This window comes from Streptomyces sp. NPDC051020 (assembly GCF_040683105.1).
In the GTDB taxonomy this organism is placed as follows: domain Bacteria; phylum Actinomycetota; class Actinomycetes; order Streptomycetales; family Streptomycetaceae; genus Streptomyces.
Window position 1 is genome coordinate 1 of sequence record NZ_JBFBCG010000082.1, and the last position, 23,864, is coordinate 23,864.

General features: G+C 72.3%; 15 protein-coding genes and 1 riboswitch. Of the genes, 11 read left to right on the top strand and 4 right to left on the bottom strand.

Annotation, left to right across the window (positions count from 1 at the left end):
* The first annotated feature begins 136 nt into the window (after nucleotides 1-136).
* The 5 genes from AB0N06_RS31280 to moeZ all read left to right on the top strand — a co-directional run bounded on the left by AB0N06_RS31280 (nucleotide 137) and on the right by moeZ (nucleotide 7,002).
* Complete coding sequence (locus tag AB0N06_RS31280; RefSeq protein ID WP_366138090.1) at nucleotides 137-1,882, top strand: glycosyltransferase; 1,746 nt, start codon at nucleotides 137-139, stop codon at nucleotides 1,880-1,882.
* Between the two features lie 853 nt (nucleotides 1,883-2,735).
* Nucleotides 2,736-3,776: a hypothetical protein gene (locus AB0N06_RS31285; RefSeq protein WP_366138091.1), complete on the top strand. Its 1,041-nt coding sequence runs from the start codon at nucleotides 2,736-2,738 to the stop codon at nucleotides 3,774-3,776.
* Between the two features lie 196 nt (nucleotides 3,777-3,972).
* Nucleotides 3,973-4,938, top strand: a complete 966-nt coding sequence (locus AB0N06_RS31290) for an NAD-dependent epimerase/dehydratase (protein ID WP_366138071.1) — start codon at nucleotides 3,973-3,975, stop codon at nucleotides 4,936-4,938.
* Complete coding sequence (locus AB0N06_RS31295; protein ID WP_366138072.1) at nucleotides 4,926-5,738, top strand: spherulation-specific family 4 protein; 813 nt, start codon at nucleotides 4,926-4,928, stop codon at nucleotides 5,736-5,738. Before AB0N06_RS31290 ends, AB0N06_RS31295 begins: the two co-directional genes overlap by 13 nt.
* 85 nt (nucleotides 5,739-5,823) lie before the next feature.
* Nucleotides 5,824-7,002: an adenylyltransferase/sulfurtransferase MoeZ gene (moeZ, locus tag AB0N06_RS31300; RefSeq protein WP_366138073.1), complete on the top strand. Its 1,179-nt coding sequence runs from the start codon at nucleotides 5,824-5,826 to the stop codon at nucleotides 7,000-7,002.
* Nucleotides 7,003-7,032: 30 nt separating this feature from the next.
* Here the strand turns inward: moeZ and AB0N06_RS31305 are convergent, their stop codons facing one another.
* From AB0N06_RS31305 to AB0N06_RS31315, 3 genes are all read right to left on the bottom strand, one after another.
* Nucleotides 7,033-7,215 (bottom strand): alpha/beta hydrolase, encoded by a 183-nt coding sequence (locus AB0N06_RS31305; RefSeq protein ID WP_366138074.1) that lies wholly within the window; start codon nucleotides 7,213-7,215, stop codon nucleotides 7,033-7,035.
* A 97-nt stretch (nucleotides 7,216-7,312) separates the two neighbouring features.
* On the bottom strand, nucleotides 7,313-8,923 hold the full coding sequence (locus AB0N06_RS31310) for an alpha/beta hydrolase (protein ID WP_366138075.1): 1,611 nt from the start codon (nucleotides 8,921-8,923) through the stop codon (nucleotides 7,313-7,315).
* A 121-nt stretch (nucleotides 8,924-9,044) separates the two neighbouring features.
* Nucleotides 9,045-11,777 carry a lysylphosphatidylglycerol synthase transmembrane domain-containing protein gene (locus tag AB0N06_RS31315; protein WP_366138076.1) on the bottom strand — a complete coding sequence of 911 codons (2,733 nt, stop codon included), beginning with the start codon at nucleotides 11,775-11,777 and terminating at the stop codon, nucleotides 9,045-9,047.
* Nucleotides 11,778-12,013: 236 nt separating this feature from the next.
* On the opposite strand from AB0N06_RS31315, the gene AB0N06_RS31320 reads away from it, so the two are divergent.
* From AB0N06_RS31320 to AB0N06_RS31345, 6 genes are all read left to right on the top strand, one after another.
* Nucleotides 12,014-12,466, top strand: a complete 453-nt coding sequence (locus AB0N06_RS31320; RefSeq protein WP_366138077.1) for an MGMT family protein — start codon at nucleotides 12,014-12,016, stop codon at nucleotides 12,464-12,466.
* Between the two features lie 206 nt (nucleotides 12,467-12,672).
* Entirely contained in the window at nucleotides 12,673-16,074 is a 3,402-nt protein-coding gene (locus AB0N06_RS31325) for an ATP-dependent DNA helicase (protein WP_366138078.1), read from the top strand.
* A gap of 58 nt (nucleotides 16,075-16,132) precedes the next feature.
* The gene (locus tag AB0N06_RS31330; protein WP_366138079.1) at nucleotides 16,133-19,585 is read left to right on the top strand and encodes a UvrD-helicase domain-containing protein; all 3,453 of its coding nucleotides are present in this window, start codon (nucleotides 16,133-16,135) and stop codon (nucleotides 19,583-19,585) included.
* 10 nt (nucleotides 19,586-19,595) lie between these two features.
* Nucleotides 19,596-20,990, top strand: a complete 1,395-nt coding sequence (locus AB0N06_RS31335) for a dipeptidase (protein WP_366138080.1) — start codon at nucleotides 19,596-19,598, stop codon at nucleotides 20,988-20,990.
* 43 nt (nucleotides 20,991-21,033) lie between these two features.
* Entirely contained in the window at nucleotides 21,034-21,981 is a 948-nt protein-coding gene (gene nudC / locus AB0N06_RS31340) for an NAD(+) diphosphatase (RefSeq protein WP_366138081.1), read from the top strand.
* Between the two features lie 99 nt (nucleotides 21,982-22,080).
* Nucleotides 22,081-22,178: riboswitch (ZMP/ZTP riboswitch) on the top strand.
* A 39-nt stretch (nucleotides 22,179-22,217) separates the two neighbouring features.
* Nucleotides 22,218-23,081 (top strand): bifunctional 5,10-methylenetetrahydrofolate dehydrogenase/5,10-methenyltetrahydrofolate cyclohydrolase, encoded by an 864-nt coding sequence (locus tag AB0N06_RS31345; protein WP_366138082.1) that lies wholly within the window; start codon nucleotides 22,218-22,220, stop codon nucleotides 23,079-23,081.
* A gap of 289 nt (nucleotides 23,082-23,370) precedes the next feature.
* On the opposite strand, the gene AB0N06_RS31350 is transcribed toward AB0N06_RS31345, so the two are convergent.
* A complete protein-coding gene (locus AB0N06_RS31350) occupies nucleotides 23,371-23,670 on the bottom strand; it encodes a hypothetical protein (RefSeq protein ID WP_366138083.1) in 300 nt (99 codons plus the stop codon).
* Between the last annotated feature and the right edge of the window lie 194 nt (nucleotides 23,671-23,864).

Consider the following 23,864-nt stretch of genomic DNA (forward strand, 5'->3'; position numbering starts at 1 on the left):
GTTCAGCGGTTGACCGGTGTGGGTGCGGCGTCCTCCGCGCGTACCCCGCGCCACCGGCGTATCCGCTTACGGTCGTCCCGCTGTGAGTCGCCAAACCAACGGCGGCCGCCCACTAAGGAAGATCGGGGGTGCGCTCGTGCGGATCGGACTCCTCACCGACGGTGGTTATCCGTATGCGACCGGTGAGTCCAGACTCTGGTGCGACCGTCTGGTGCGCGGGCTGATGCAGCACGAGTTCGACCTCTACGCGCTCAGCCGCTCCGCCGAGCAGGAGGCGCAGGGCTGGGTACAGCTTCCGCCCCAGGTCAGCCGGGTACGGACGGCGCCGCTGTGGACGACCGGCGAGGACGTCCTGGGCGGCCCTGCCGGCAGGGGGCTGCTCGCCCGACTGGTGACCGGAAGGGGCGGGCGGTCGTACGGACGGCGCGAACGGCACCGGTTCACCGCGCACTTCACGGCGCTCGCCACGTCGATCTGCACGGCGGACGCGATCGTGGAAGCCGGCGGTGGCGGATCCACGGCCGGCGCCTCCGGCACACAGTTCACCGACGGGCTGTACGGACTCGCCGAACTGGCCCGCGAACACGGCGGACTTCCCGTGGCGCTCCGCTCCGAGTCCGCTCTGCGCGTACTGGAAGCAGCCTGCCGTGCCCCGGGCACCGGGCGGATCGTTCAGGCCGCGACCGTCCCCGACCTCCTCATCCTCGCGGCGGAACTGGACCGCGTCCTGCGCCCGCTCTCCCTCGACTGGTACGACGAGGAGAGCCTCGGTGCGGTCGACCTCTGCCACGCGGCGTCCGGCGGGGCAGCGGCTCTGCCCGGGCTGTTGGCCAAACGCTTCTTCGGCGTCCCGCTGCTGGTCACCGAGCACGGTGTGCAGTTGCGGACCCATTACCTCGCAGCGACCGTCCCACCCCTGGGTGCACCGGTGCGCGCCCTGCTTGCCGCATTCCACGGACGGCTCGCCACCGAGGTGTACCGGCAGGCCGCGCTCATCACCCCCGGCAACGCGCACACACGCTGCTGGCAGGAACGCTGCGGCGCCGACGGCGCCAAGGTGCGCACGGTCTACCCCGGCATGGAGGCGGACCGCTTCGCAGCCCTGGGGGAGAGCAAGGACGAGGGCGGCCCCGACACCCTGGTCTGGGTCGGCCGGATCGAGCCGTCCAAGGACCTGATCGCACTGCTGCACGCCTTCGCGGACGTACGGAAGGCCGAACCGGACGCCCGGCTGCGGATCGTCGGCGCGCCGGCGCCGGGCGCGGAAGGCGCCACGTACCTCGCGCACTGCCGGGCACTCGCCGCCCAGCTTTTCCCGGACGAGGCTGCCGACGCGCATGCCGTCGGCGACAACCCGGTCTCCTTCGAGGACATCGGCGGCGCCGAGGTCGCGGACCTCGCCGAGGCGTACGCGGCGGGCGGGATCGTCGTCCTCTCCAGCGTCGTCGAGGGCTTCCCGATCAGTCTTGTCGAGGCGATGTTCTGCGGCCGGGCCACGGTGTCGACGGATGTCGGCGCGGTCGTCGAAGTCATCGGCGGTACGGGCCTTGTGGTGCCCCCGCGCAACCCCCGGGCGCTCGCCGACGCGTGCATCACGCTGCTGCGCGACCCCGAGCGCCGTGCACGTCTCGGTGCGGCGGCGCGGGCCCGCGCGCTCGAACTCTTCGCCGTCGAACAGAACCTCGCGGCATTTCGCGGCATTTACCTGGAGCTGATCTCCCACTCCCCGGTGCGCAGGGAGGCGGACGGCGCCCCGCGCCCGTTCGCGACTCCACCCGAGGCCCTGGTCCTGGGCAGCTGGACGGTTCCCGCGCACACCCCGAGCTGGGCCATCGAGGGCGTGTGCGCGGGTGCGCGCGGGACGGCGGACCGCGATGTGTGAGCAGCAGAGGGACAGAAGGACGAGCCGGTCCAGCGGACTCGGCATGGATCACGGAGGATTTCCCATGGGCGGCCGCCCGACCGAGGCGCTCGACGTCCCCGGCACCCCGACGACCGACAGGAGCTGGAACCCCCGCTCGGAGGTCCTGGTCTCCGGACCCCGGGTCACGGAGATTTCCGCCCCGGCCTGGGCGCGGCCCGGGACGGGGGCGATGCCGGGCCTCGCGGGGGTGGGACCGCTGCGGCCGGTGGCGCTGATGGAGCAGTCGCCGGCGAAGGGGGCGGCCGAGGGGCCGGACTCCCCGCAGGAACGGGACCCAGGCGCGGATTCGCTGCGGAACCCGGCGCCGGATCGGGAACCCGCGCGGGAGCCGGACACGACCGGGAGTGCGGCACCCGACCGCCCCGCGACCGCCGGCGAGTTCCCTGCCGCCACGGGCTGGGCGCTCACCGGCGCCGGAACCGCCGATGTGCGTGCGGACCCCGCAGAGCCGGCACAGCCTGGTGCCGATGCGGCCGATGCCGCGCAGGTCGCCGGTGATGTGGCGGAGAGCGGAGGCGCGTCTGAGGACGGTGTCCTTACGCAGGCCGAGGCCGGCACACCGCCCGAGGCCGGAGCTCTCAAGCAGGCCGGGACCCCCGCCGGGCCCGCCGCCTGCGCCCCGGCGGCGGGCGAGAACGGGACAAGGACCGACACGCCCGCCGAGGTGCGGACGCGGACCGGGACACATCCCACAAGTGACGACGCACCCGCCGCCACCCCCCGGGCCCCCGAGATCGCGCACACCCGTGCCACCCCCGCACGCAAGCCCAGCGCCTCCCGGCGCGGGCCCGTCGATCCCGTGAAGACCCTCATGCACCGCCACCGCGACCTCTGCCAACGCGCTGTCGACCCGCTCGAGATCGCCGCCGGGCTCGAAGCCCACGGGATCACCGACCGCACTGCCGCCCGATACCGGCACCGCGATGTCTTCTCGCTCGCCGAGGAGCTCTACGCGCGGGTGCCCGCCGTGACAGGGGAGCCGGCGAGCGCGGCGCCTCCCGCGCCGGTGCGCGACATCGAGACGCGCGCCGTCTGGTCGCTCCTCGCGCTGCTGCCCGGTGCGGCCTGCACCGCGACCGCCGTCGTCCTGAAACTCACCGAAGGAGCACTCGGCGGTGGGGGGCGGCTCACGGTGACCCTCGTCGGGGCACTCGTCGCGCTCCTCGGGCTCGGCCTCTGCCTGCGGAGTGGGCCCCTGCGCGCCCCGGGGGGCCGCTCCTCGGCGGCAGCCACTCTGTCCGTGGGCTGGCTCCTCGGCTACGTGCTGTACGGCCAGGCGCTGCTCGACCAGGTCCTCAGCGGCGGCCCGGAAGGACCCTGGGCGCTCACCCCCGCACCCCTGCTGGGACTCGCGCTCGCCGTCGCCCCCGCCGCCTGGTGCGCGCACCTCTTCGCCGTGCACGCACACCGCAGACTCACCGGCAGCCGCGCACTGGAGGAGTTCGCAGCAGGGGTGCGCCCCCTCCTCTTCGGGACCGTCGCCCTCTTCCTCTGCGTGCTCTCGGGGCTGCTCCGCCTCGCCGAGCTCGGGTACGGAGGCGGCGGCTCCCTCGTCGCGGCCGCCGCGCTCGGCGTACTCCTCCTGCTCGCCCGGCTGCTGACCGTCCACGGCTTCCCGGAGCCCGCCACCACCGGACTCGCCGCCGCCTGCGCCGTCGAGGCGGCCGCCCCCGCCCTGATCCTGGCCGGGCGGCTGCCCGGCCTCCATGTCCTCGCCCGCCCCGTCGACGCGGTCATCGACGCGGGCGGCACCGGAGCCGTACCCGCCATCGCCTGCGGCGCAGCCGCGCTCGGGCTGCTGATCCACGCCACCGTCGCCCTTTCCAGGGCGTCCGCCCACACCACCGCCTGAGCCGCGATGAAGAGCCACTCCCCGTACGACCCCCGCGGAGCCGACGCCACGGGTCCTTGGCCCTCGCCCCGCTCCTTCCTCCACCCCACCTACGTGCGCGGCCTCTTACCGCTCACCACCTCCCCAAGGAGACACCGGACATGACCCCCCAATCCCCCGCACCGGCAGCCCGCCGTCGGCACGAAGGGGGCACCCGATGAGGGTTCTGCTGCTCGGAGCCAACGGGTTCCTCGGCCGGTTCGTGGCCGACCGGCTGCTCGCCGACCCCGCCGTGCACCTCACGGCGCTCGGCCGCGGCGACGACGCCGACGTACGGTTCGACCTCGCGGGCGGCTCGCCCGGAGCACTCACCCGCTTCCTGGACGCCGTCCACCCCGGCGTCGTCGTCAACTGCGCGGGCGCCACCCGTGGCGGAGCCCGCGACCTGACCCGGCACAACACCGTCGCCGTCGCCACCGTCTGCGAGGCGATGCGGCGCAGCGGCTGCACCGCCCGCCTCGTCCAGGTGGGCTGCTCCTCGGAGTACGGGCCCTCGCAGCCCGGCTCCTCGACGGCGGAGGACGCCATCCCGCGCCCGGGCGGGCCGTACGGCGTCTCCAAGCTCGCCGCCACCGAACTTGTCCTCGGCTCCGGCCTCGACGCGGTTGTACTGCGGGTCTTCTCGCCGGTCGGCCCCGGCACCCCGGCGGGTTCCCCACTGGGCCGGCTCGCCGAGGCGATGCGCCGCGCCATGCAGTCCGGCGACGGCGAGCTGAAGCTCAGCGGCCTCGGGGTGCAGCGCGACTTCGTCGACGTACGGGACGTCGCCCGCGCCGTGCACGCCGCCTCGCTCTCCGCTGCGCAGGGAGTTGTCAACATCGGCACCGGCCGAGCCGTACGGCTCCGCGACGCCGCCGCCGTGCTTGCCAAGGTCGCGGGCTACCCGGGTGCGCTCCACGAGCTGGACACGCCCCCCGCCCGGATGCCCATCGGCGCCCCCCGCACCTCCTCCGAGTCGGTCATCGAACACCTCTCGGCGACCCCGTCCCCGTACCCCGACGGCTGCGGCGCCTGGCAGCAGGCAGACGTCCGCACCGCCCGCGACCGGCTCGGCTGGCGGCCCCGGATCAACCTGGAGGAGTCCCTCGCCGACATCTGGATGGAGGCGGCATGCCGCATCTGACCAGTGCCGGATCGGCACGCAGGGCCGGTGGCGCCGAGCAGCTCGGCTTCGGCGTCCCCGGCTACGCGCATCCGCTGCTCGCCCCCACCGAATGGGCCGAACTGACCCGCCCCAGCACCCACGTGCACTGGGCGGTCCTCAACATCGACACCGGTCCCGGCGCCGGGCCCGACCCGCACTGTCTGGAAGCCGCAGGCCGGCTCCGCAACGCCCGCGAACGGGCCCTGCACGGCGAGACCGCGCAGGACACCGTCCGGGCGGGCGGCGGCCGGCTGCTGGGGCACCTCGATCTGGCCCACGGCGACCGTCCGTTCGACGAGCTGATCACCGACGCGCAGTCCTTCCTCGACTGGTACCGCGTCGACGGCTTCTACCTGGACCGGTGTCCCGCCGACCGCGCCGGCCTCCCGGCGGTCCGCCGCCTCACCGGCACGCTCGCCACGCTCGTCGAGGACGGGCTGCTGGTGCTCGGGCACGGAACCCATCCGTATCCCGGCTACGCCGAGACCGCCGACCAGATGGTCACCTTCTCCGGGGCGTGGACCGACTACCGCTGGTCGCAGGTGGCGGAGTGGACCGCCGCCTACCCGCCGGGACACTTCGCGCACTTCGTGCACGGCGTTCCGCGCACCCACCTCGACGAGGCCCTGCGCATCGCTCGCTGGCAGGGCGCGGGCACGATCTTCTTCACCGACCGCACCGTGCGGAGGGGCAGCAGAGGACAAACCGATCCATTCGCGGCGCTGCCCGGGTACTGGGACGAGATTGTCTCGCGGATCGGACCTGGTATCTCGGAATGACAGGGGGCGTGGCAGTGTTGCGGCAAGAAGAACCGTACGCAGATGAAGTACGTAGAAACCGACCACCTGCATTGTTGAGGTTCCTGTGTCGCTGCCACCCCTGGTCGAGCCAGCTGCTGAGCTCACCGTCGACGAGGTCCGCAGGTACTCCCGCCACCTGATCATCCCGGATGTCGGGATGGACGGGCAGAAGCGGCTGAAGAACGCGAAGGTGCTCTGTGTGGGCGCCGGCGGTCTCGGCTCGCCGGCCCTGATGTACCTGGCCGCGGCCGGTGTCGGCACGCTCGGCATCGTGGAGTTCGACGAGGTCGACGAGTCGAACCTGCAGCGCCAGATCATCCACAGTCAGTCCGACATCGGCCGTTCCAAGGCGGAGTCCGCCAAGGACTCGGTCCTCGGCATCAACCCGTATGTGAACGTGATCCTTCACGAAGAGCGGCTCGAGGCCGAGAACGTGATGGAGATCTTCTCCCAGTACGACCTGATTGTGGACGGCACGGACAACTTCGCCACCCGCTATCTCGTCAACGACGCCGCGGTACTGCTGAACAAGCCGTACGTGTGGGGTTCGATCTACCGCTTCGACGGTCAGGCGTCCGTCTTCTGGTCCGAGCACGGTCCCTGCTACCGCTGCCTCTACCCGGAGCCGCCGCCCCCCGGCATGGTCCCGTCCTGCGCCGAGGGCGGCGTGCTGGGCGTGCTCTGCGCGTCCATCGGTTCCATCCAGGTCACCGAAGCCATCAAGCTGCTCGCCGGTGTCGGCGACCCGCTGGTCGGCCGACTGATGATCTACGACGCCCTGGAGATGCAGTACCGCCAGGTCAAGGTCCGCAAGGACCCCGACTGCGCGGTCTGCGGCGAGAACGCGACCGTCACCGAACTCATCGACTACGAGGCCTTCTGCGGCGTCGTGTCCGAGGAGGCCCAGGAGGCGGCGCTCGGCTCCACGATCACTCCGAAGCAGCTCAAGGAGTGGATCGACACGGACGAGAAGATCGAGATCATCGACGTCCGTGAGCCGAACGAGTTCGAGATCGTCTCGATCCCCGGCGCGAAGCTGATCCCGAAGAACGAGTTCCTGATGGGCAACGCCCTCCAGGACCTCCCGCAGGACAAGCGCATCGTCCTGCACTGCAAGACCGGCGTCCGTAGCGCCGAGGTCCTCGCGGTCCTCAAGTCGGCGGGCTTCGCCGACGCGGTGCACGTCGGTGGCGGCGTGATCGGCTGGGTCAACCAGATCGAGCCCGAGAAGCCGGTGTACTAGGGCGAAAAGCTTCGAAGGGGCCGGTCCGCGTCAAGCGGTCGGCCCCTTCTCCATTCTCTCCGGCACGAACAGGTCCTGCCGTCCGCCGGGACCTCCGTCCAGGACGTACGCGTCCACCGCCGACGTCACACAGCCGCTCACGCCGTACGAGCCGTGACCCTCGCCCTTGTCGGTGAGCATGATGCCGACGCCCTTGCCCAACTCGTTTGCCATCCTCCGTGCCCCTCGAGAAGTACGGCGTGCGACGGCAGGCCAGGGCCGCTGAGCCCGGCGTGATCCGGAGGGGGCGCGGACGCCGCCGCCGACAGCTTCAGCGGCAGACGGTACCGGCTGCCGGGACCGTGCCGTCCAGCAGGTAGCTGACCACCGTCTTCTTCACACAGGCGTTGCCGCTGTTGTACGCGCCGTGCCCCTGGCCCTCGAAAGTCATCTGCACCCCGACACCCGGGCCCAGCTCCTGCGCCATCGCCTGTGCGCCCTTGTACGGGGTCGCCGGGTCGCCCGTGTTACCGATGACCAGGATGGGGGCCGCGCCGGGAGCGCTGACGTCCGGGGTCTTCCACGCACCCGCGACCGGCCAGGCGGTGCACTGCATCAGACCCCAGCCCAGATAGTCGCCGAAGACCGTCGACGCCTTCCGGAACTCCGGAAGCAGCGCCCTCGTCCCGTCGACGGTGAACCGCTGCTTCGAGTCGGCGCAGTTGACGGCCGCGTTGGCCGCCGTCGAGTTGTCGTAACGGCCCGTCCGGGAACGGCCGTTCAGCGAGTCGGCCAGGGCCAGGAGCAGCGCGCCGTTCCCGCCGTCCGCCTCGTCGACCCCCTGTTCCAGCAGCGACCAGGTCTCCTTGGAGTAGAGCGAGGCCGCGATTCCGGTGGTGGCCTGGGACTGCGTCAGCTGCCGGGAGCCGAGCCCTGGGATCGGCTGCTTCTCCAGCCGGTCGAGAAGTTCGGCGATCCCGTGCTCGACCTCCTTCCCGGTGGTTCCGGGAAGCTTGCAGGCGGCGCCGCGATCAACGCAGTTCTGGGTGAAGTTGTCCAGCGCCAACTGGAAGCCCTTCGCCTGGCCGAGGGAGGACTGCTCGTAGTCCTCGGTCGGGTCGACGACCCCGTCGAACACCGCCCTGCCGACCTTCTCCGGGAACAAGTGCGCGTAGACGCCGCCCAGTGCGGTGCCGTACGAGACGCCGAAGTAGTGCAGCTTGTCGTCGCCGAGCACCTGGCGCATCAGATCCACGTCGCGGGCGGCGTTGGTGGTGCCGACGTAGGGGAGTTCGGAGCCGGAGTTCTTCTCGCAGGCCGCGGCGAACTTCTTCTGCTGGTTGAGGAAGGCCTGCTCCTCGGCGGCGGTGTCCGGGGTGACGTCGCTCTGGAAGCGCGCGTCGAGCTGTTGGTCGTTCTCGCACTTCACCCCTTCGCTGCGGCCGACCCCGCGCGGATCGAAGCTCACCAGGTCGTAACGGGTACGGAGGTTGGCGTACGTGGGGCCGAAGGCGGGCAGCGTGGCGACGCCGGAGGCGCCGGGGCCGCCGAAGTTGAAGATGAGCGAGCCGATTCGCTTGTTCTGGTTGACGGCCCTGGCGCGGATCAGCGCCAGCGCGATCGTGTCGCCGCCCGGCTTCGCGTAATCGAGCGGGACCTTCATGAAGGAGCACTCCCAGACGGCGCCGCCGGGGAGGGGGGTCGGGGCGGTTCCGCCGCCCTGCGCCGTGGACGGGGCCTGGCAGGGCTTCCACGTCAACTTCTGGGAGGCCAGGTCGGCTGCTCCGGATGCGTCGGCGGTGTTCGCCGCGTGCGGAGGGTTCTTCGTACGGTCCGTACCGGTGGCCTCGTTGCCGCTGTTGTCCGAACAGGCGGTGAGGGGCAGCAGAACGGTGGCGGTGGCCGCGAGGGCCGCGGCGCGCAGAGCAGGAGAGGTCCTCATCGCCCCATCGTGCGACGGCGCGCGGGGCGGCGCGCGGGACACCGGTCCAAGTGGGTGGCCCAGGGCACCCGGGTACGGACCGACCCGGGGGAGGGGCCGTGGGGGGTTTGGCGGCGGCGTGTCAGAGGGCGCCCTTGCGGGTGAGGCGGTTGAAGCAGAGCCAGCCGGGCAGGACCGGCAGCCACAGGGTCATCAACCGGAACAGCAGCACGGCGGGCGCCGCGACCTCCTTCGGCAGACCGACCGCGATCAGTCCCAGCGTCAGCGCGCCCTCGACCGCACCCATACCGCCCGGCGTCGGCGCAGCCGACCCCAGTGCGTTGCCGGCGAGGAAGACCACCGCGATGCTCGCGTAGCTGAGCTGCGGAACGTCGGGACCGCTGAACGCCCGGATCGACGCGTCCAGGCACATCACGAACAGGCCGGTCAGCAGCAGCATGCCGCCGATACCGGTGAGCAGCTTCTGCGGGCGCTGCACGACATCGAGCATGCGCGGTACGACCCCGGCGAACAGCGACCGCAGGCGCGTCACGACGAACTTCCGCAGGAACGGGATCGCGGTCACCACCAGGACCAGCACCGCGACCGTCAGCAGTCCGGCGATCACCGTCCTGGACGGGGCGAGCGACGGAGTCTTCTCGGTCCCGGTCAGGTATCCGAACGCGGCCAGCAGCAGGATGTGGCAGCCGAGCCCGAACAGCTGGGAGGCGCCGACACTTGCGACGGCGAGCCCCGGGCGTACCCCGGAACGCTGCAGGAACCGCGTGTTCAGCGCCACACCGCCGACCGCGGGCGGCGCGACGATCTTCACGAACGAGCCGGCCACCTGCGCCAGCACGGTCTTCCCGAACGGCACCCGCTCCGGCACGAACCCCAGCAGGCTCATTGCCGCCGCGATGTAACTGAGCGCCGAGAACCCGAGCGCCGCCGCCACCCAGCCCCACTCCGCCTGCTCGACGACCGCGCCGAAGTCGGCCTGCGTGACCTGCGAGATCAGGAAGTACGCGGCGATCGCACCGGCGATGAAGCTGAGCAGCGTGCGCGGCTTGATCCGCTCCAGCCGGACCGGCTCCACGGGCGCCTGCGGCCGGATCAGCAGCACCTGGCGGCGGATCTGGGTCAGCAGATCCTCCTCCCGGGCCTCGTCCAGGGCATCGTCTATCGCCCGCTTCTCCGCCTGCTTCTCATTGCGGAGCGCCTTGCGGTCGGCGGGGACCGACGCCTGTGCCTCCTGGGTTTTGGCGAGCTTGGCCGCGTCCGACGCCGCGATCACCGCCTCGCGCTCGCGCTGAGACCGCTCACGGGCCAGCCTGCGCAGCGCCGCCCGGGTGGAGCGGCTGAGGGCGATCGGCTGGAGCAGCGGCAGGCAGTTCGCCACGGCATCGGGGTCGAGGACCTCGAGCGCCGCCGCGACGGCCCGCTCGGCCCCCACCCGCAGACCCGTGGTGGTGAGCAGCTGCGCGATGTCCATCCGCAGCACCAGATCACCGGCCGCGATCTCGCCGCCGCGCAGATCGGTCACGAACACCGTGCCGGAACGATCCACCAGGATCGCGTCGCCGGTGAGCCTGCGGTGCGCGATCCGCCGGGACTGGAGCGACTTCACCTGCCGCCAGGCGCCGCGCACCAGGTCGTCGGTGATCTCCACGTCCTCCAGCGCATCGAGGGAGCGCCCGCCGATGTGCTCGTACACCAGCATCACGGCGTCGGGACCGAGCTCCGAGGTGGCGATCAGCTTGGGGGCGTTGGCTCCGGCGGCGATCGCCGCGTACGCGAGGAGCGCCTCCTGCTCCAGCGCCTGACGCAGAGACTGGAGGGATTGGCGCTGGGTGATGCCGCGCAGGGTGAGTCTGCGCCACACCCGGTAGAAGAAGCCCTGTGCCTGCTGTTCCCGGTCGACGACCGTCACATCCAGCGGTGGACCGTCCTCCAGGGAAACCAGATAGCGGCGGCCCCGGTCGCTCGGGTCGCCGGAGTCGGGGGTGTCCTCGGCGCGCATCGCGGTGACCGGGCGGAAGCCGACGTGGCGCAGACCGGCCATCAGATGCTGACCGGTCGGCCGGACGTTCGGCGAGCCGACCGTGTACAGCGTGCCGTACGCGACGGTCCAGCCGATCAGCACGGTGAGGACGATCGAGAACGGGGTCGTGTAGCCGCCCACCAGCATGGCGAAGGTGTCGAGCAGCAGCACCACCCACAGCACGACCCGCCAGCGCGGCCGTCTCGCCATCCCGACCGCCGTCATGTAGGCGATCACGGGTGCGAGATAGCCGTGTACGGGATCGGTGAGCGCGGCACCGGGCTGAGGCTGGGTGAGCGCGTCCTGAATGGTGCCGGGGGCGGATTTGGCGACCCAGAGGTCGGTGGCGAGCGTCACCCCGTGCGCGAGAACGGCGGCGAGGACACCGTCCGCGATCCGCAGCCCGTCGCGTTTGATGAGCCGCTCGATGGCGAAGGCGACGGGCACCAGCAGCACCGCGATGCTGGAGACCAGGCCGGCGAGCTTGATCAGAACGTCGGGTGCTTGGTCCGTGCCCTTGGTGATGTCGTGTTCGAGACCGGTGGTCGTGCCGTGGGCGAACGCGGCGATGGAGAACAGGACGGCGATCGCCAGGACACCGACGAGGAGCCGCATCAGGTCGGAGGGGCGGTGCACCCGGGCGGGGAGCAGCGGCTCGTCACCGGAGACCCGGTCGGCCTGTTCGGCCTCGGCGACGGTCGAGAGGGTGGAGCCGACCAGACGGTGCGGAGCGGAGTCCCGCTCTTCGCGCTTCTGCGTCGGCCGCTGCTGTTCCCGCTGCTCTTCCGGGCGCTGCTCGGCGTCGGAGGCGTCGGCTGCCTTCGGTGGCTGCACGCCCTGCTCCTTCGTCGCCTCTGATTGGTCTTCGTGGTCTCGTATCACCGGTCACCGCCCGCATGATGGTGGCATGGCCTGGAGACAGAGGGGGGTATCAGGGTGCACTGCACGGTCGCGCGATGCGCAAGATACGCCCCTTTGCTCTCGGGTGCACACTCAGTGAGTGCACGCCTACGCGACCCTCGGCCGAGCGCCGGGCCGGACTGTCGGTGGCATACGGCACCATGGGCCGGATGAGCCAACAGCGGACGAGCGGCGACGGGGCGAGGGGCGACCGGGCGCCCGACGCGTCGCCGGAGTACGACGCACTGCCGGAGTACGCGGAGCGCGTGCTCGATGTCGCCGACCTGATCCCACCCGGCCGTGTCATGACGTACGGCGATGTCGCGGAGTGGCTGGGGGAGGGCGGCCCGCGCCAGGTCGGCCGGGTCATGGCGCTGTACGGCGCCGCGGCGCCGTGGTGGCGGGTGGTGCGGGCCGACGGGGCGCTGCTGCCCGGTCATGAGCTGCGGGCGCTGGACCACTACCGCGAGGAGAGCACCCCGCTGCGCGAGGCCGCGCGCAATGCTGAGGGCCACGTGCCGCGCCTCGACATGAAGCGCGCACGGTGGGACGGCGTGACCGGTGGGCACGGGGGCACCGACCGGAACGAGGACCAGGACGGGGTCGGGAGAGCTCACACCTGACAGCTTCCGCCATTTGGCCCCATGACGGGCGCAGCCGGGCCCGTTCGATGGACGAAAATACCGGCGTGACCTGCCGTGCGACGCGGAACGTGACGTTCGACGCAGTGGACCCGCCGCATCCCACGCTCCCGCTGGCGTAGCGTCGACAGTTCGCGACAGGCACCCCCGCCCCCCACCATCAGCACCCCCCAGGACCGGCGATCCACGTGAGCTCCTCCTCCTTCACCCGGCACAGTCCGTACCGTCAGGCACGGCAGGGGGTCCCCCCACGCCCGCCGGGGCGTAGGGGGAGGACCACGGGCGCGTACCGACTGGTGCGCACCCGGCCTGGTTCCGTTGACCCTCCTGTTCTGGACGCAGCGCAACAGTCGGTGGTTGATCATCCCGGCGGCCCGCTGCTGGTCCTCGCCGGACCGGGCACCGGCAAGACGACCACGCTCGTCGAAGCGGTTGCCGCCCGGGTCGCGAGGGGCGGCGACCCTGCCCGCATTCTGGTCCTCACGTTCAGCCGCAAGGCGGCGGTGGAGCTGCGCGACCGGATGGCCGCCCGGCTCGGTGCCGCCCGCGGCCCGCAGGCCACCACGTTCCACTCCTTCTGCTACGCACTGGTCCGCGCCCATCAGGACGCCGATCTGTTCGCCGACCCGCTCCGGCTGCTCTCCGGACCCGAGCAGGACGTCACCGTCCGCGATCTGCTGGCCGGCCAGCTCGAACTGGAACAGGAGGGCATCGCGCACATCCGCTGGCCCGACGAGCTGCGGGCCTGCCTGACCACGCGTGGCTTCGCCGACGAGGTACGCGCAGTGCTCGCCCGCAGCCGCGAGCTGGGCATCGGCCCGGATGCCCTCGCCGAGTTCGCGCGCCGCACCGGCCGCCCGGACTGGGGCGCGGCCGCAGCCTTCCTCGCCGAGTACCTCGACGTGCTCGACGCGCAGGGAGTGCTGGACTACGCGGAGCTGGTCCACCGGGCGGTGCTCCTCGCCGAGCGCCCCGAGGTGTCGGCGGTGCTGGCCGGGGCGTACGACGCGGTGTTCGTCGACGAGTACCAGGACACGGACCCGGCGCAGGTACGGCTGCTGCACGCGCTGGCGGGCAACCGCGGGAGAGCGCCGGGGGCCGGCGGCGGCCGGGACCTGATCGCGTTCGGCGACCCGGACCAGTCGATCTACACGTTCCGGGGCGCCGACGTGAACGGCATCCTCGACTTCCCGGAGACGTTCCGGCGGGCGGACGGCGGCCCGGCCCCGGTCGGCGTCCTCACCACGTCGCGGCGCTCCGGCGCACAGCTGCTGGCCGCCACCCGGCTGCTCACCCGCCGGATGCCGCTGACCCGGCTGCCGTCGGCGAAGGTCCGAGCCCACCGGGAGCTCGCCGCGGTGCGCGAGGGCGGGCGCGTCGAGACGTACACCTACCCGACCGCCTCCACCGAGCTGGACAACATCGCCGACCTGCTGCGCCGCGCCCACTTGGAGGACGGCGTGCCATGGAACGAGATGGCGGTGCTGGTACGTGCCGGGGGCCGCACGATCCCCGCGGTGCGCCGCGCCCTGACGTCGGCGGGTGTGCCCCTGGAGGTCGACGGCGACGACCTCCCGCTGCGCCACGAACCCGCTGTGGCCCCGCTCCTCACCGCCCTCCGCACGGTCGCCACGGCCGCGCTGCACCGCACGACGGCTGCGGAGCCGACGGCCCCGGACGACGGCGCCGCCCCCGCGCCCGAGGAGCCGGCCGCCCCCTGGCTCGACACCGAGACCGCCCTCACCCTCCTCACCTCCCCCCTCGGCTCCATGGACGCCGCCGATCTGCGCCGGCTCGGCCGGGCGCTGCGCGACGAGGAGCGGGCCACCGGGAACCGGGTACCGCCGCCCTCCGGCGAGCTGCTGGCCCGCGCGCTCGCCGAACCCGAACGCCTCGTCGCACACGACCCCGCGTACGCCCGCGGTGCCCAGCGCCTCGGCGCGCTGCTGCGCAAGGCACGCGAACTCCTCGAAGGCGGCGGCACCGCCGAAGAGGCCCTGTGGGAGCTGTGGGCGGGCACCCCCTGGCCGGGGCGGCTCGAACGCGCCGCGCTGCGCGGCGGTGTGGGCGGCCGCAACGCCGACCGCGATCTCGACGCCGTCTGCGCACTCTTCGACACCGCGGCCCGCGCCGAGGAACGCACTGGTGGCCGCGGCGCGCTCAACTTCCTCGAAGAGATCGACGCCCAGGACATCGCCGCCGACACCCTCTCCAAGCGGGTCGGACGCCCCGACGCCGTACGGCTGATGACCGCGCACCGCTCGAAGGGCCTGGAGTGGCGGCTGGTCGTCGTCGCCGGGGTGCAGGAGGGGCTCTGGCCGGACCTGCGCCGCCGCGGCTCACTGCTCGAAGCCGACCGGATCGGCCGCGACGGCCTCGCCGAACCGCTCACCCCGGGCGCCCTCCTCGCCGAGGAACGACGCCTCTTCTACGTGGCGGCGACCCGCGCACGGGAGCGGCTGATCGTCACCGCGGTGAAGGCCCCCGCCGCCGACGGCGACCAGCCGTCCCGCTTCCTCACCGAGCTGGGCATCGAACCCCGCGACGTCACCGGACGCCCGCGCCGCCCGCTCGCCGTCGCCGCGCTCGTCGCCGAGCTGCGCGCCACCACCGTCGACCCCGATGCCTCCGACGCCCTGCGCGACGAGGCCGCCCACCGGCTGGCCCGGCTGGCCGCGCTCACGGACGACGAGGGGCAGCCGCTCGTGCCGTCGGCCCATCCGTACCGCTGGTGGGGGCTGTACGAGCCGACCCGTTCGGCCGTCCCGCTCCGCGACCGGGACCACCCCGTGGCGCTCTCCGGCAGCGCACTCGACCAGCTGGCCAACACCTGCGCCCTGCAGTGGTTCCTGGGCCGCGAGGTGAAGGCGGACGCCCCGGCGACGGCCGCGCAGGGCTTCGGCAACGTCGTGCACGTACTCGCCGACGAGGTCGCCTCCGGCCGTACCCCCGCCGACCTGGCGGTCCTGATGGAGCGCCTCGACTCGGTCTGGGACGGGCTGGTCTTCGACGCCCCCTGGAAGTCGCAGCAGGAGAAGGAACAGGCGAGGGTCGCCCTCGAACGCTTTCTGCGCTGGCATGTCATGGACCGCACCGGCCGCACCTCCGCCGCGAGCGAGCACGACTTCGACGTGACGCTCGAAGCGGGGGAGTACGAGGTACGGATCCGCGGCTCCATGGACCGCGTCGAACGGGACGCCGACGGCCGTGCCTACGTCGTCGACTTCAAGACCGGCAAGCAGTCCCCGACGAAGGACGAGGTCGCCCGACATCCCCAGCTCGCCGTGTACCAGCTGGCCGTCCGGGAGGGGGCGGTCGACGAGATCTTCGACGGCCACCGCCCCGCCCCCGGTGGCGCCGAACTCGTCCAGCTGCGGCAGCCGGCCCCGAAGAAGGAGGGCGGCGACGCCCTTCCTAAGGTGCAGGCCCAGGAACCGCCCACCACCGAGTGGGTCTCCGACCTGCTGGCCACGGCCGCGGGCCGGGTCCTGGACGAACGCTTCACCCCCACGACCGGCCGGCACTGCACCCACTGCACGTTCCGGGCCTCGTGCAGCGCTCAGCCCGAGGGCCGCCACATCCTGGAGTGACCGGGCTGCGGCTCCGGCCGGCCGCACGTTGTCGGCGCCCCCGGTTAGCCTCTGTGGGGTGTCCTCACGTATCACCGATCCCGAGCAGCTCAAGGAGCTCCTCGGGATCCCCTTCACTCCGGAGCAGACGGCCTGCATCACCGCGCCGCCCGCCCCGCAGGTGATCGTGGCCGGAGCCGGGTCGGGGAAGACCACGGTGATGGCGGCGCGCGTGGTGTGGCTGGTGGGGACCGGGCAGGTCGCCCCGGAGCAGGTACTCGGGCTCACGTTCACGAACAAGGCTGCGGGCGAGCTCGCCGAGCGCGTCCGCAAGGCACTTGTCGCCGCCGGGGTCACCGACCCGGACGTCATCGACCCGGACAACCCGCCGGGCGAGCCCAGCATCTCCACGTACCACGCCTTCGCCGGACGGCTCCTCACCGACCACGGGCTGCGCATAGGACTCGAACCCACCACGCGCCTCCTCGCCGACGCCACCCGCTACCAGCTCGCCGCCCGCGTGCTGCGCGAGGCCCCAGGCCCGTACCCGGCCCTGACCAGGTCGTTCCCCACTCTTGTCAGCGATCTGCTGGCACTCGACGCCGAGCTGGCCGAGCATCTCGTACGCCCCGAGCAGCTCGTGGAGTACGACACCGAGCTCCTCCGCGCGCTCGCAACGGCCCGGCTCACCAACGCCGAGCTGCGCAAGATCCCGGAGACCGCCGAGGCCCGCCGCGAACTCCTCTCACTGACCCGGCGCTACCGCGACGCCAAGCGCAGCCGCGACCTCCTCGACTTCGGCGACCAGATCGCACTCTCCGCCGAGCTGGCCCTCACCCGCCCCGAGGTCGGCGCCATCCTGCGCGACGAGTACCGGGTCGTCCTGCTCGACGAGTACCAGGACACCTCAGTCGCCCAGCGGCTGCTCCTCTCCGCCCTCTTCGGCAGCGGCCCCGACGGCACCGCGACCGGGCACCCCGTCACCGCCGTCGGCGACCCCTGCCAGGCGATCTACGGCTGGCGCGGCGCCTCTGTCGCCAACCTCGACGACTTCCCGCACCACTTCCCGCACGCCGACGGCGCCCCCGCCACCCGGTACTCCCTCAGCGAGAACCGCCGCAGCGGCGGCCGCCTGCTGCACCTCGCCAACGGGCTCGCCGAGCCGCTGCGCGCCATGCACGAGGGCGTCGAAGCGCTGCGCCCCGCCCCGGGCGCCGAACGCGACGGCATCGTCCGCTGCGCCCTGCTGCGCACCCACACCGAAGAGATCGACTGGCTTGCCGGCTCGATCGCCCATCTCGTACGGACCGGGAAGGAACCCGGCGAGATCGCCGTGCTGTGCCGCACGGCGGGTGACTTCCCGGAGATCCAGGCCGCGCTCGTCGCGCGCGACATCCCCGTCGAGGTCGTCGGCCTCTCGGGGCTGCTGCACCTGCCCGAGGTCGCCGACCTCGTCGCAGTCTGCGAAGTCCTCCAGGACCCCGGTGCCAACGCCTCCCTGGTCCGGCTGCTCACCGGGCCCCGCTGGCGGATCGGCCCCCGCGACCTGGCCCTCCTCGGCCGCCGCGCCCGCCTCCTCGTCCACCGCGCGGCTCACGCGGACGACGCCGACTTCGATCCCGACCGCCGGCTCGCCGAGGCGGTCGAAGGCATCGACCCGGCCGAGGTGATCTCGCTCGCCGACGCCCTCGACACCTTCCTCGAATCGAGCGGTACGGAGGACGACGGGCTGCCGTTCTCCGCCGAGGCACGCGTCCGCTTCGCCCGCCTCGCCACCGAACTGCGCGAGCTGCGCCGCTCGCTGGCCGACCCGCTCATGGACGTCCTGCACCGGGTCCTCGCCACCACCGGTCTCGAAGTCGAGCTCTCCGCGTCGCCGCACGCGCTGGCCGCCCGCCGCCGTGAGACCCTCGCCAACTTCCTGGACGTCGCGGCCCGCTTCGCAGCAGTCGACGGCGAGGCCACGTTGCTGGCCTTCCTCGGCTTCCTGCGCACGGCCGTCCAGTACGAGAAGGGCCTGGACCACGCACTGCCCGGCGGCGAGAACACCGTCAAGATCCTCACCGCCCACAAGTCCAAGGGCCTGGAGTGGGACGTCGTCGCCGTGCCCGGCCTGGTCACCGGACAGTTCCCCAGCGGACAGTCCCGTGACGCCTGGACCTCCCAGTCCAAGGTCCTTCCGCACGCCCTGCGCGGCGACGCACCCACCCTGCCCGTCATCCACTCCTGGGACGCCAAGGGGCTGGGGGGCTTCAAGGAGGAGATGAAGGAGCACCAGCACACCGAGGAACTCCGGCTCGGCTACGTCACCTTCACCCGGCCGCGCAGCCTGCTGCTCGGCTCCGGCCACTGGTGGGGGCCGTCGCAGAAGAAGCCGCGCGGCCCGTCGGACTTCCTGCGGGCGCTGTACGAGCACTGCGCGGCCGGACACGGCGAGATCGAGGAATGGGCGGACGAGCCGGCCGAGGACGAGGAGAACCCGGCCCTTGCGGAGGCGGCCGCCGACCACGCCTGGCCGCTCCCGCTGGACGACACGGCGCTGGCCCGCCGCCGGGCGGCCGCAAAGACGGTGCTGGCCCACCTGGAGACACTGGCGGGGGAGTCGGCGGCGGGTGCGGCACCGGGTGCGTACCCCGTGGCACCGGACGACCAGCGGTATGCCGATGACGAGCCGTACCCGGATGACGAGGCATACCCGGACGAGGCCGCGGACTGGGACTCCCTGTCGAGCGAACCTCCCGCGGACCCCGCCCCCCGCGTCCCCGCCGCCCGCACCCCCTCACGGCTCACCCCGGAGGAGACCCGCACCCTCGCCTCCTGGGACCGGGACCTCGATGCCCTCACCGGTGAGCTGCGCCGCGCCCGCGCCACCGTGCGCGAGGTCCTCGTGCCCGCCTCGCTCTCGGCCACGCAGCTGCTGAGGCTCGCCGACGACCCCGACGGCTTCGCCCAGGAGCTGGCCCGGCCCATGCCGCGGCCGCCCGCGCCCGCGGCCCGCCGGGGCACCAGGTTCCACGCCTGGGTGGAGGCCCGCTTCGAGGAGTTGCCGCTGCCCATGCTCGGCCCCGACGAGCTGCCCGGCGGCGACGGGAGCGACACCGACATCGCGGACGAGGCCGACCTCGCCGCACTCAAGGAGGCCTTCGAGCGCACCCCGTACGCCCACCGCACCCCGTACCGCGTCGAGACACCGTTCCAGATCACGCTCGCGGGCCGCGTGGTGCGGGGCCGGATCGACGCCGTATACCGCACGGAAGATGCGGACGGGGTCACCTACGAGATCGTCGACTGGAAGACGACCCGTCACACCCCCCACGGCCACGAAGACACCTCGGCCGTCCGCACGGCCGACCCGCTGCAGCTGGCCGTCTACCGCCTCGCCTGGGCCGAACTGCACGATGTGCCGCTCGACTCCGTCACCACCACGTTCCTCTTCGTCCGCACCGGAGAAGCCGTCCACCCCACCGATCTCCCCGGCCGGGCCGAGCTCGAACAAATCCTGTGGGACGAGCCACCTCCCGCAGGCCGATAGGCTCAAGACCATGAGCGACACCCCGGACAGCGCCGTCCGTACGTATATCGAACAGCACCGCACAGCCTTCCTCGACGACCTCGCCGAGTGGCTGCGCATCCCCTCCGTGTCCGCCCAGCCGCAGCACGAGGGAGACGTACGGCGCAGCGCCGAGTGGCTGTCCGCCAAGCTCAAGGAGACCGGCTTCCCGGTCACGGAGGTCTGGGAGACGGCGGGCGCCCCCGCCGTCTTCGCCGAGTGGCCCTCCGAGGACCCGGACGCCCCGACCGTCCTCGTCTACGGCCACCACGACGTGCAGCCCGCCGCCCGGGAGGACGGCTGGGACACCGAGCCGTTCGAACCGGTGATCCGGGACGGCCGGATGTACGGCCGCGGCGCCGCCGACGACAAGGGCCAGGTGTTCTTCCACACCCTCGGCGTCCGGGCCCACCTCGCCGCCACCGGCCGCACCACCCCCGCCGTCCACCTCAAGCTCCTCGTCGAGGGCGAGGAGGAGTCCGGCTCCCCGCACTTCCGCGCCCTGGTCGAGCAGCAGGCCGCCCGCCTCGCCGCCGACGCCGTGATCGTCTCCGACACCGGCATGTGGGACGAGACGACCCCGACGGTCTGCACCGGCATGCGCGGTCTCGCCGAGTGCGAGGTCGAGCTCCACGGCCCCGAGCAGGACATCCACTCCGGATCGTTCGGCGGCGCCGTCCCCAACCCGGCGACCGCCGTGGCCCGCCTCGTCGCCGCGCTGCACGACGCGGACGGCCGGGTCGCGATCCCCGGTTTCTACGACGGCGTGACGGAACTCACCGATGCCGAGCGCGCCCTCTTCGCCGAGCTCCCCTTCGACGAGGCCGGCTGGCTGCGTACCGCCAAGTCGCAGGCCGCGACGGGCGAAGCCGGCTACTCCACGCTGGAGCGCATCTGGGCGCGCCCCACGGCCGAGGTCAACGGCATCGGTGGCGGCTACCAGGGCGCCGGGAGCAAGACCATCATTCCGTCCTCCGCCCTCGTGAAGATCAGCTTCCGGCTGGTCGCGGGCCAGGACCCCGATCACGTCCAACAAGCCGTCCGTGCCTGGGCGCAGACGCAGTTCCCGGCCGGCATCCGCCACCGGATCACCTTCGCCCCCGCCACCCGCCCGTGCCTGACCCCGCTGGACCACCCCGCCCTGCAGGCGGTGGCCCGCGCCATGGGACGGGCCTTCGGCCAGAAGATCCTCTTCACCCGCGAAGGAGGCTCGGGGCCCGCCGCCGACCTGCAGGACGTGCTCGGCGCCCCCGTCCTCTTCTTGGGTATCTCCGTACCCTCCGACGGCTGGCACGCCCCCAACGAGAAGGTGGAGCTGGACCTCCTGCTCAAGGGCGTGCAGACAACTGCCCACCTCTGGGGCGAACTGTCCGCCGCACTCCGCTGAATCCTCTGAACACCCGATCCGTCCCGGGGAGTAGGAAGCACCTGTGAGCACCTTCGACAACGCCACCACCGACCGGCCCATTGGTCTCACCGCGCGCAGCGGCATCGACCGCGCCGCGCACCACCGCCTCGACGAGGCCTGGCTCTCCGCCGCCTGGAGCCACCCGACCACCCGGGTCTTCGTGGTCTCCGGCGGGCAGGTGCTGATCGACGACACCGCAGACGGCGGCACGGAGATCGTCATGACCCCGGCCTTCGAGGCCCCGGTCACCGAGACCCACCGCTACTTCCTCGGCACCGACGTGGACGGCGTCAGCTACTTCGCGCTCCAGAAGGACTCGCTGCCCGGCCGCATGGACCAGCCGGCCCGCCCGGCCGGGCTGCGCGAAGCCGGACTGCTTCTCGGCCCGCGCGACGCGGGGCTGATGGCGCACGCGGTGGCGCTGGAGAACTGGCAGCGGCTGCACCGCTTCTGCTCCCGCTGCGGCGAACGCACCGTCATCGCGGCGGCCGGCCACATCCGCCGCTGCCAGGCCTGCGGCGCCGAGCACTACCCGCGCACCGACCCGGCGGTGATCATGCTGGTGACGGACGACCAGGACCGCGCCCTGCTGGGCCGTCAGGTGCACTGGCCGGAGGGCAGGTTCTCGACGCTCGCGGGCTTCGTCGAGCCCGGGGAGTCGATCGAGCAGTCCGTCGCCCGCGAGGTGTTCGAGGAGGCGGGTGTGACGGTCGGTGAGGTCGAGTACATCGCCAGCCAGCCCTGGCCCTTCCCGTCCAGCCTGATGCTGGGCTTCATGGCCCGGGCCACGTCGTCGGAGATCAACGTCGACGGCGAGGAGATCGAGGAGGCGCGCTGGTTCTCCCGTGAGGACCTGACGGCGGCCTTCGAATCGGGCGAGATCCTGCCCCCGTTCGGCATCTCGATCGCGGCCCGTCTGATCGAGCTCTGGTACGGCAAGCCGCTTCCGAAGCCGGGCAGCGTCGGCTGACACACGGTGCGGGGCGGGCGACGGGGCACGCGCGGCCGGGTCGCCCGCCCGTCACTGCCACCTGATTCCTCCCTCCAGGGCGCTCTGTCCGTTAATCTGGCCCTGGGCCGTGACTGGCGCTGAGGTGGAGCACCACCGGGGAGCGGTCCGACGGAAACACTCGACAACCGTCGATGCCGTGCGCCTGGGCGATTCATCGTGATCCTCGTGATCCTTGTGACGCTCAGGAGTGAAGCGTGGCCCAGACACAGACAGCCCGTCCGATGGACGGCACCGCCCTCGCCCGCCGCATCATCGAGACCAGCGCCGCGACGGCGGCGGAACTCCGGCTGCGCACCGGGAAGGCCCCCTGTCTGGCGACCGTTCTGGTCGGCGACGACCCGGCGTCCGTGACCTACGTCCGGATGAAGCGCCGCCGCTGCGAAAGCGCGGGCATCGCGTCACGGCACGTGGCCCTTCCCGCCACCTCCACCACACAGGACGTGGTCGACGCGGTCACCGCACTGTCGAACGACCCCGATGTGCACGGCATCCTGCTGCAGCATCCCGTGGGTCCCCACATCGACGAGCGCGCCGCCTTCGAAGCGATCGACCCGGCCAAGGACGTCGACGGGGTCACCATGCACTCGTTCGCGGCGATGAGTTTCGGCCTTCCCGGCTTCGTCTCCTGCACACCCGGCGGCATCATGCGCCTGCTCGACGCGTACGAGGTCGACCTCGCGGGAAAGCACGCGGTCGTCGTGGGCCGCAGCGCCATCCTGGGCAAGCCCGCCGGGATGCTGCTGCTCGGCCGGGACGCCACCGTGACGTACTGTCACTCACGGACGGCCGACCTCCCATCGATCGTGCAGCAGGCGGACGTGCTGCTGGCCGCGGTCGGCAAGCCGCGCTTCATCGCCGGTGCGGACATCAAGCCCGGTGCGGTGGTGCTCGACGCCGGATACAACGACGGCAATGTCGGCGATGTCGACTTCGAGACCGCGGCCGAGCGGGCACGGCTGATCACCCCGGTCCCGGGCGGCGTCGGACCGATGACCATCGCGGTGTTGCTCGAACAGACAGTGGCCGCGGCGGCCCTGCAGCTCGGGGGCGCGGCGTGAGCTGACGCCCGGTTGTCCGGCACAAAAATGCCGGCCGGCTCGCGGGCACGGACACGCCCGCCGCCTTCCGGTGGACCGGAAGGCGGCGGGCGTGTCTGCAGGCCCGCTGCCGCTAGGGCGTGTGTCGAAAGTCCCGTCTGCCGGGCGGCGTCTGGCCCCCACGCTCGCTGCGTTGTCGGGCTCGCCCCGATACGCCCAGTATCGGGGCGAGCCTCCGCCTTGCGATCGCACGCACCAGACACCGCCCGGCCCGCCCTACGGGCGGACAACGCTACTTTCGAAACACGCCCTAGACGCCTGAAGGATGAGTGTGGTCGGGGCTTCGGCGGGGCGGCAGCAGTTGGCTCGTGGCAATGAGGAGGAGACCAATGAACAAGAGGGCGTTTCCGCCGAAGAAGCGGACCTCCCAGGAGGGGCTCGGCAGGATCCGGAAGTAGAAGAGGCCCTGTATGAGTGGGGATGCGCCCGTTGCCAGTGCACCGAGGCCGTGGAGCTGAGGTCTGGTGACGTGGCGGCGCGCCATGGGCAGGATCCATCCAGTGCGGAGCGTCACGATCCCCCATGCGATCGCCAGCAGACCCACGAGCATGTTCGCTCCTGCCACCCATGCCATGTGTCTGCTCCGCTTTCCCGTCAGGTGAGGTGCGGAACGCGCACAACGCCCGTTCCGGAGTCGCCCCTATGGTTGCCGGACCTGGTGGGACCTGGCAATGCCGGACCTTGGCAATCTCGGACGCGTTTCCACTGCCGTTGCGACCACTGGATGCCGGCGGGGCGCAGATG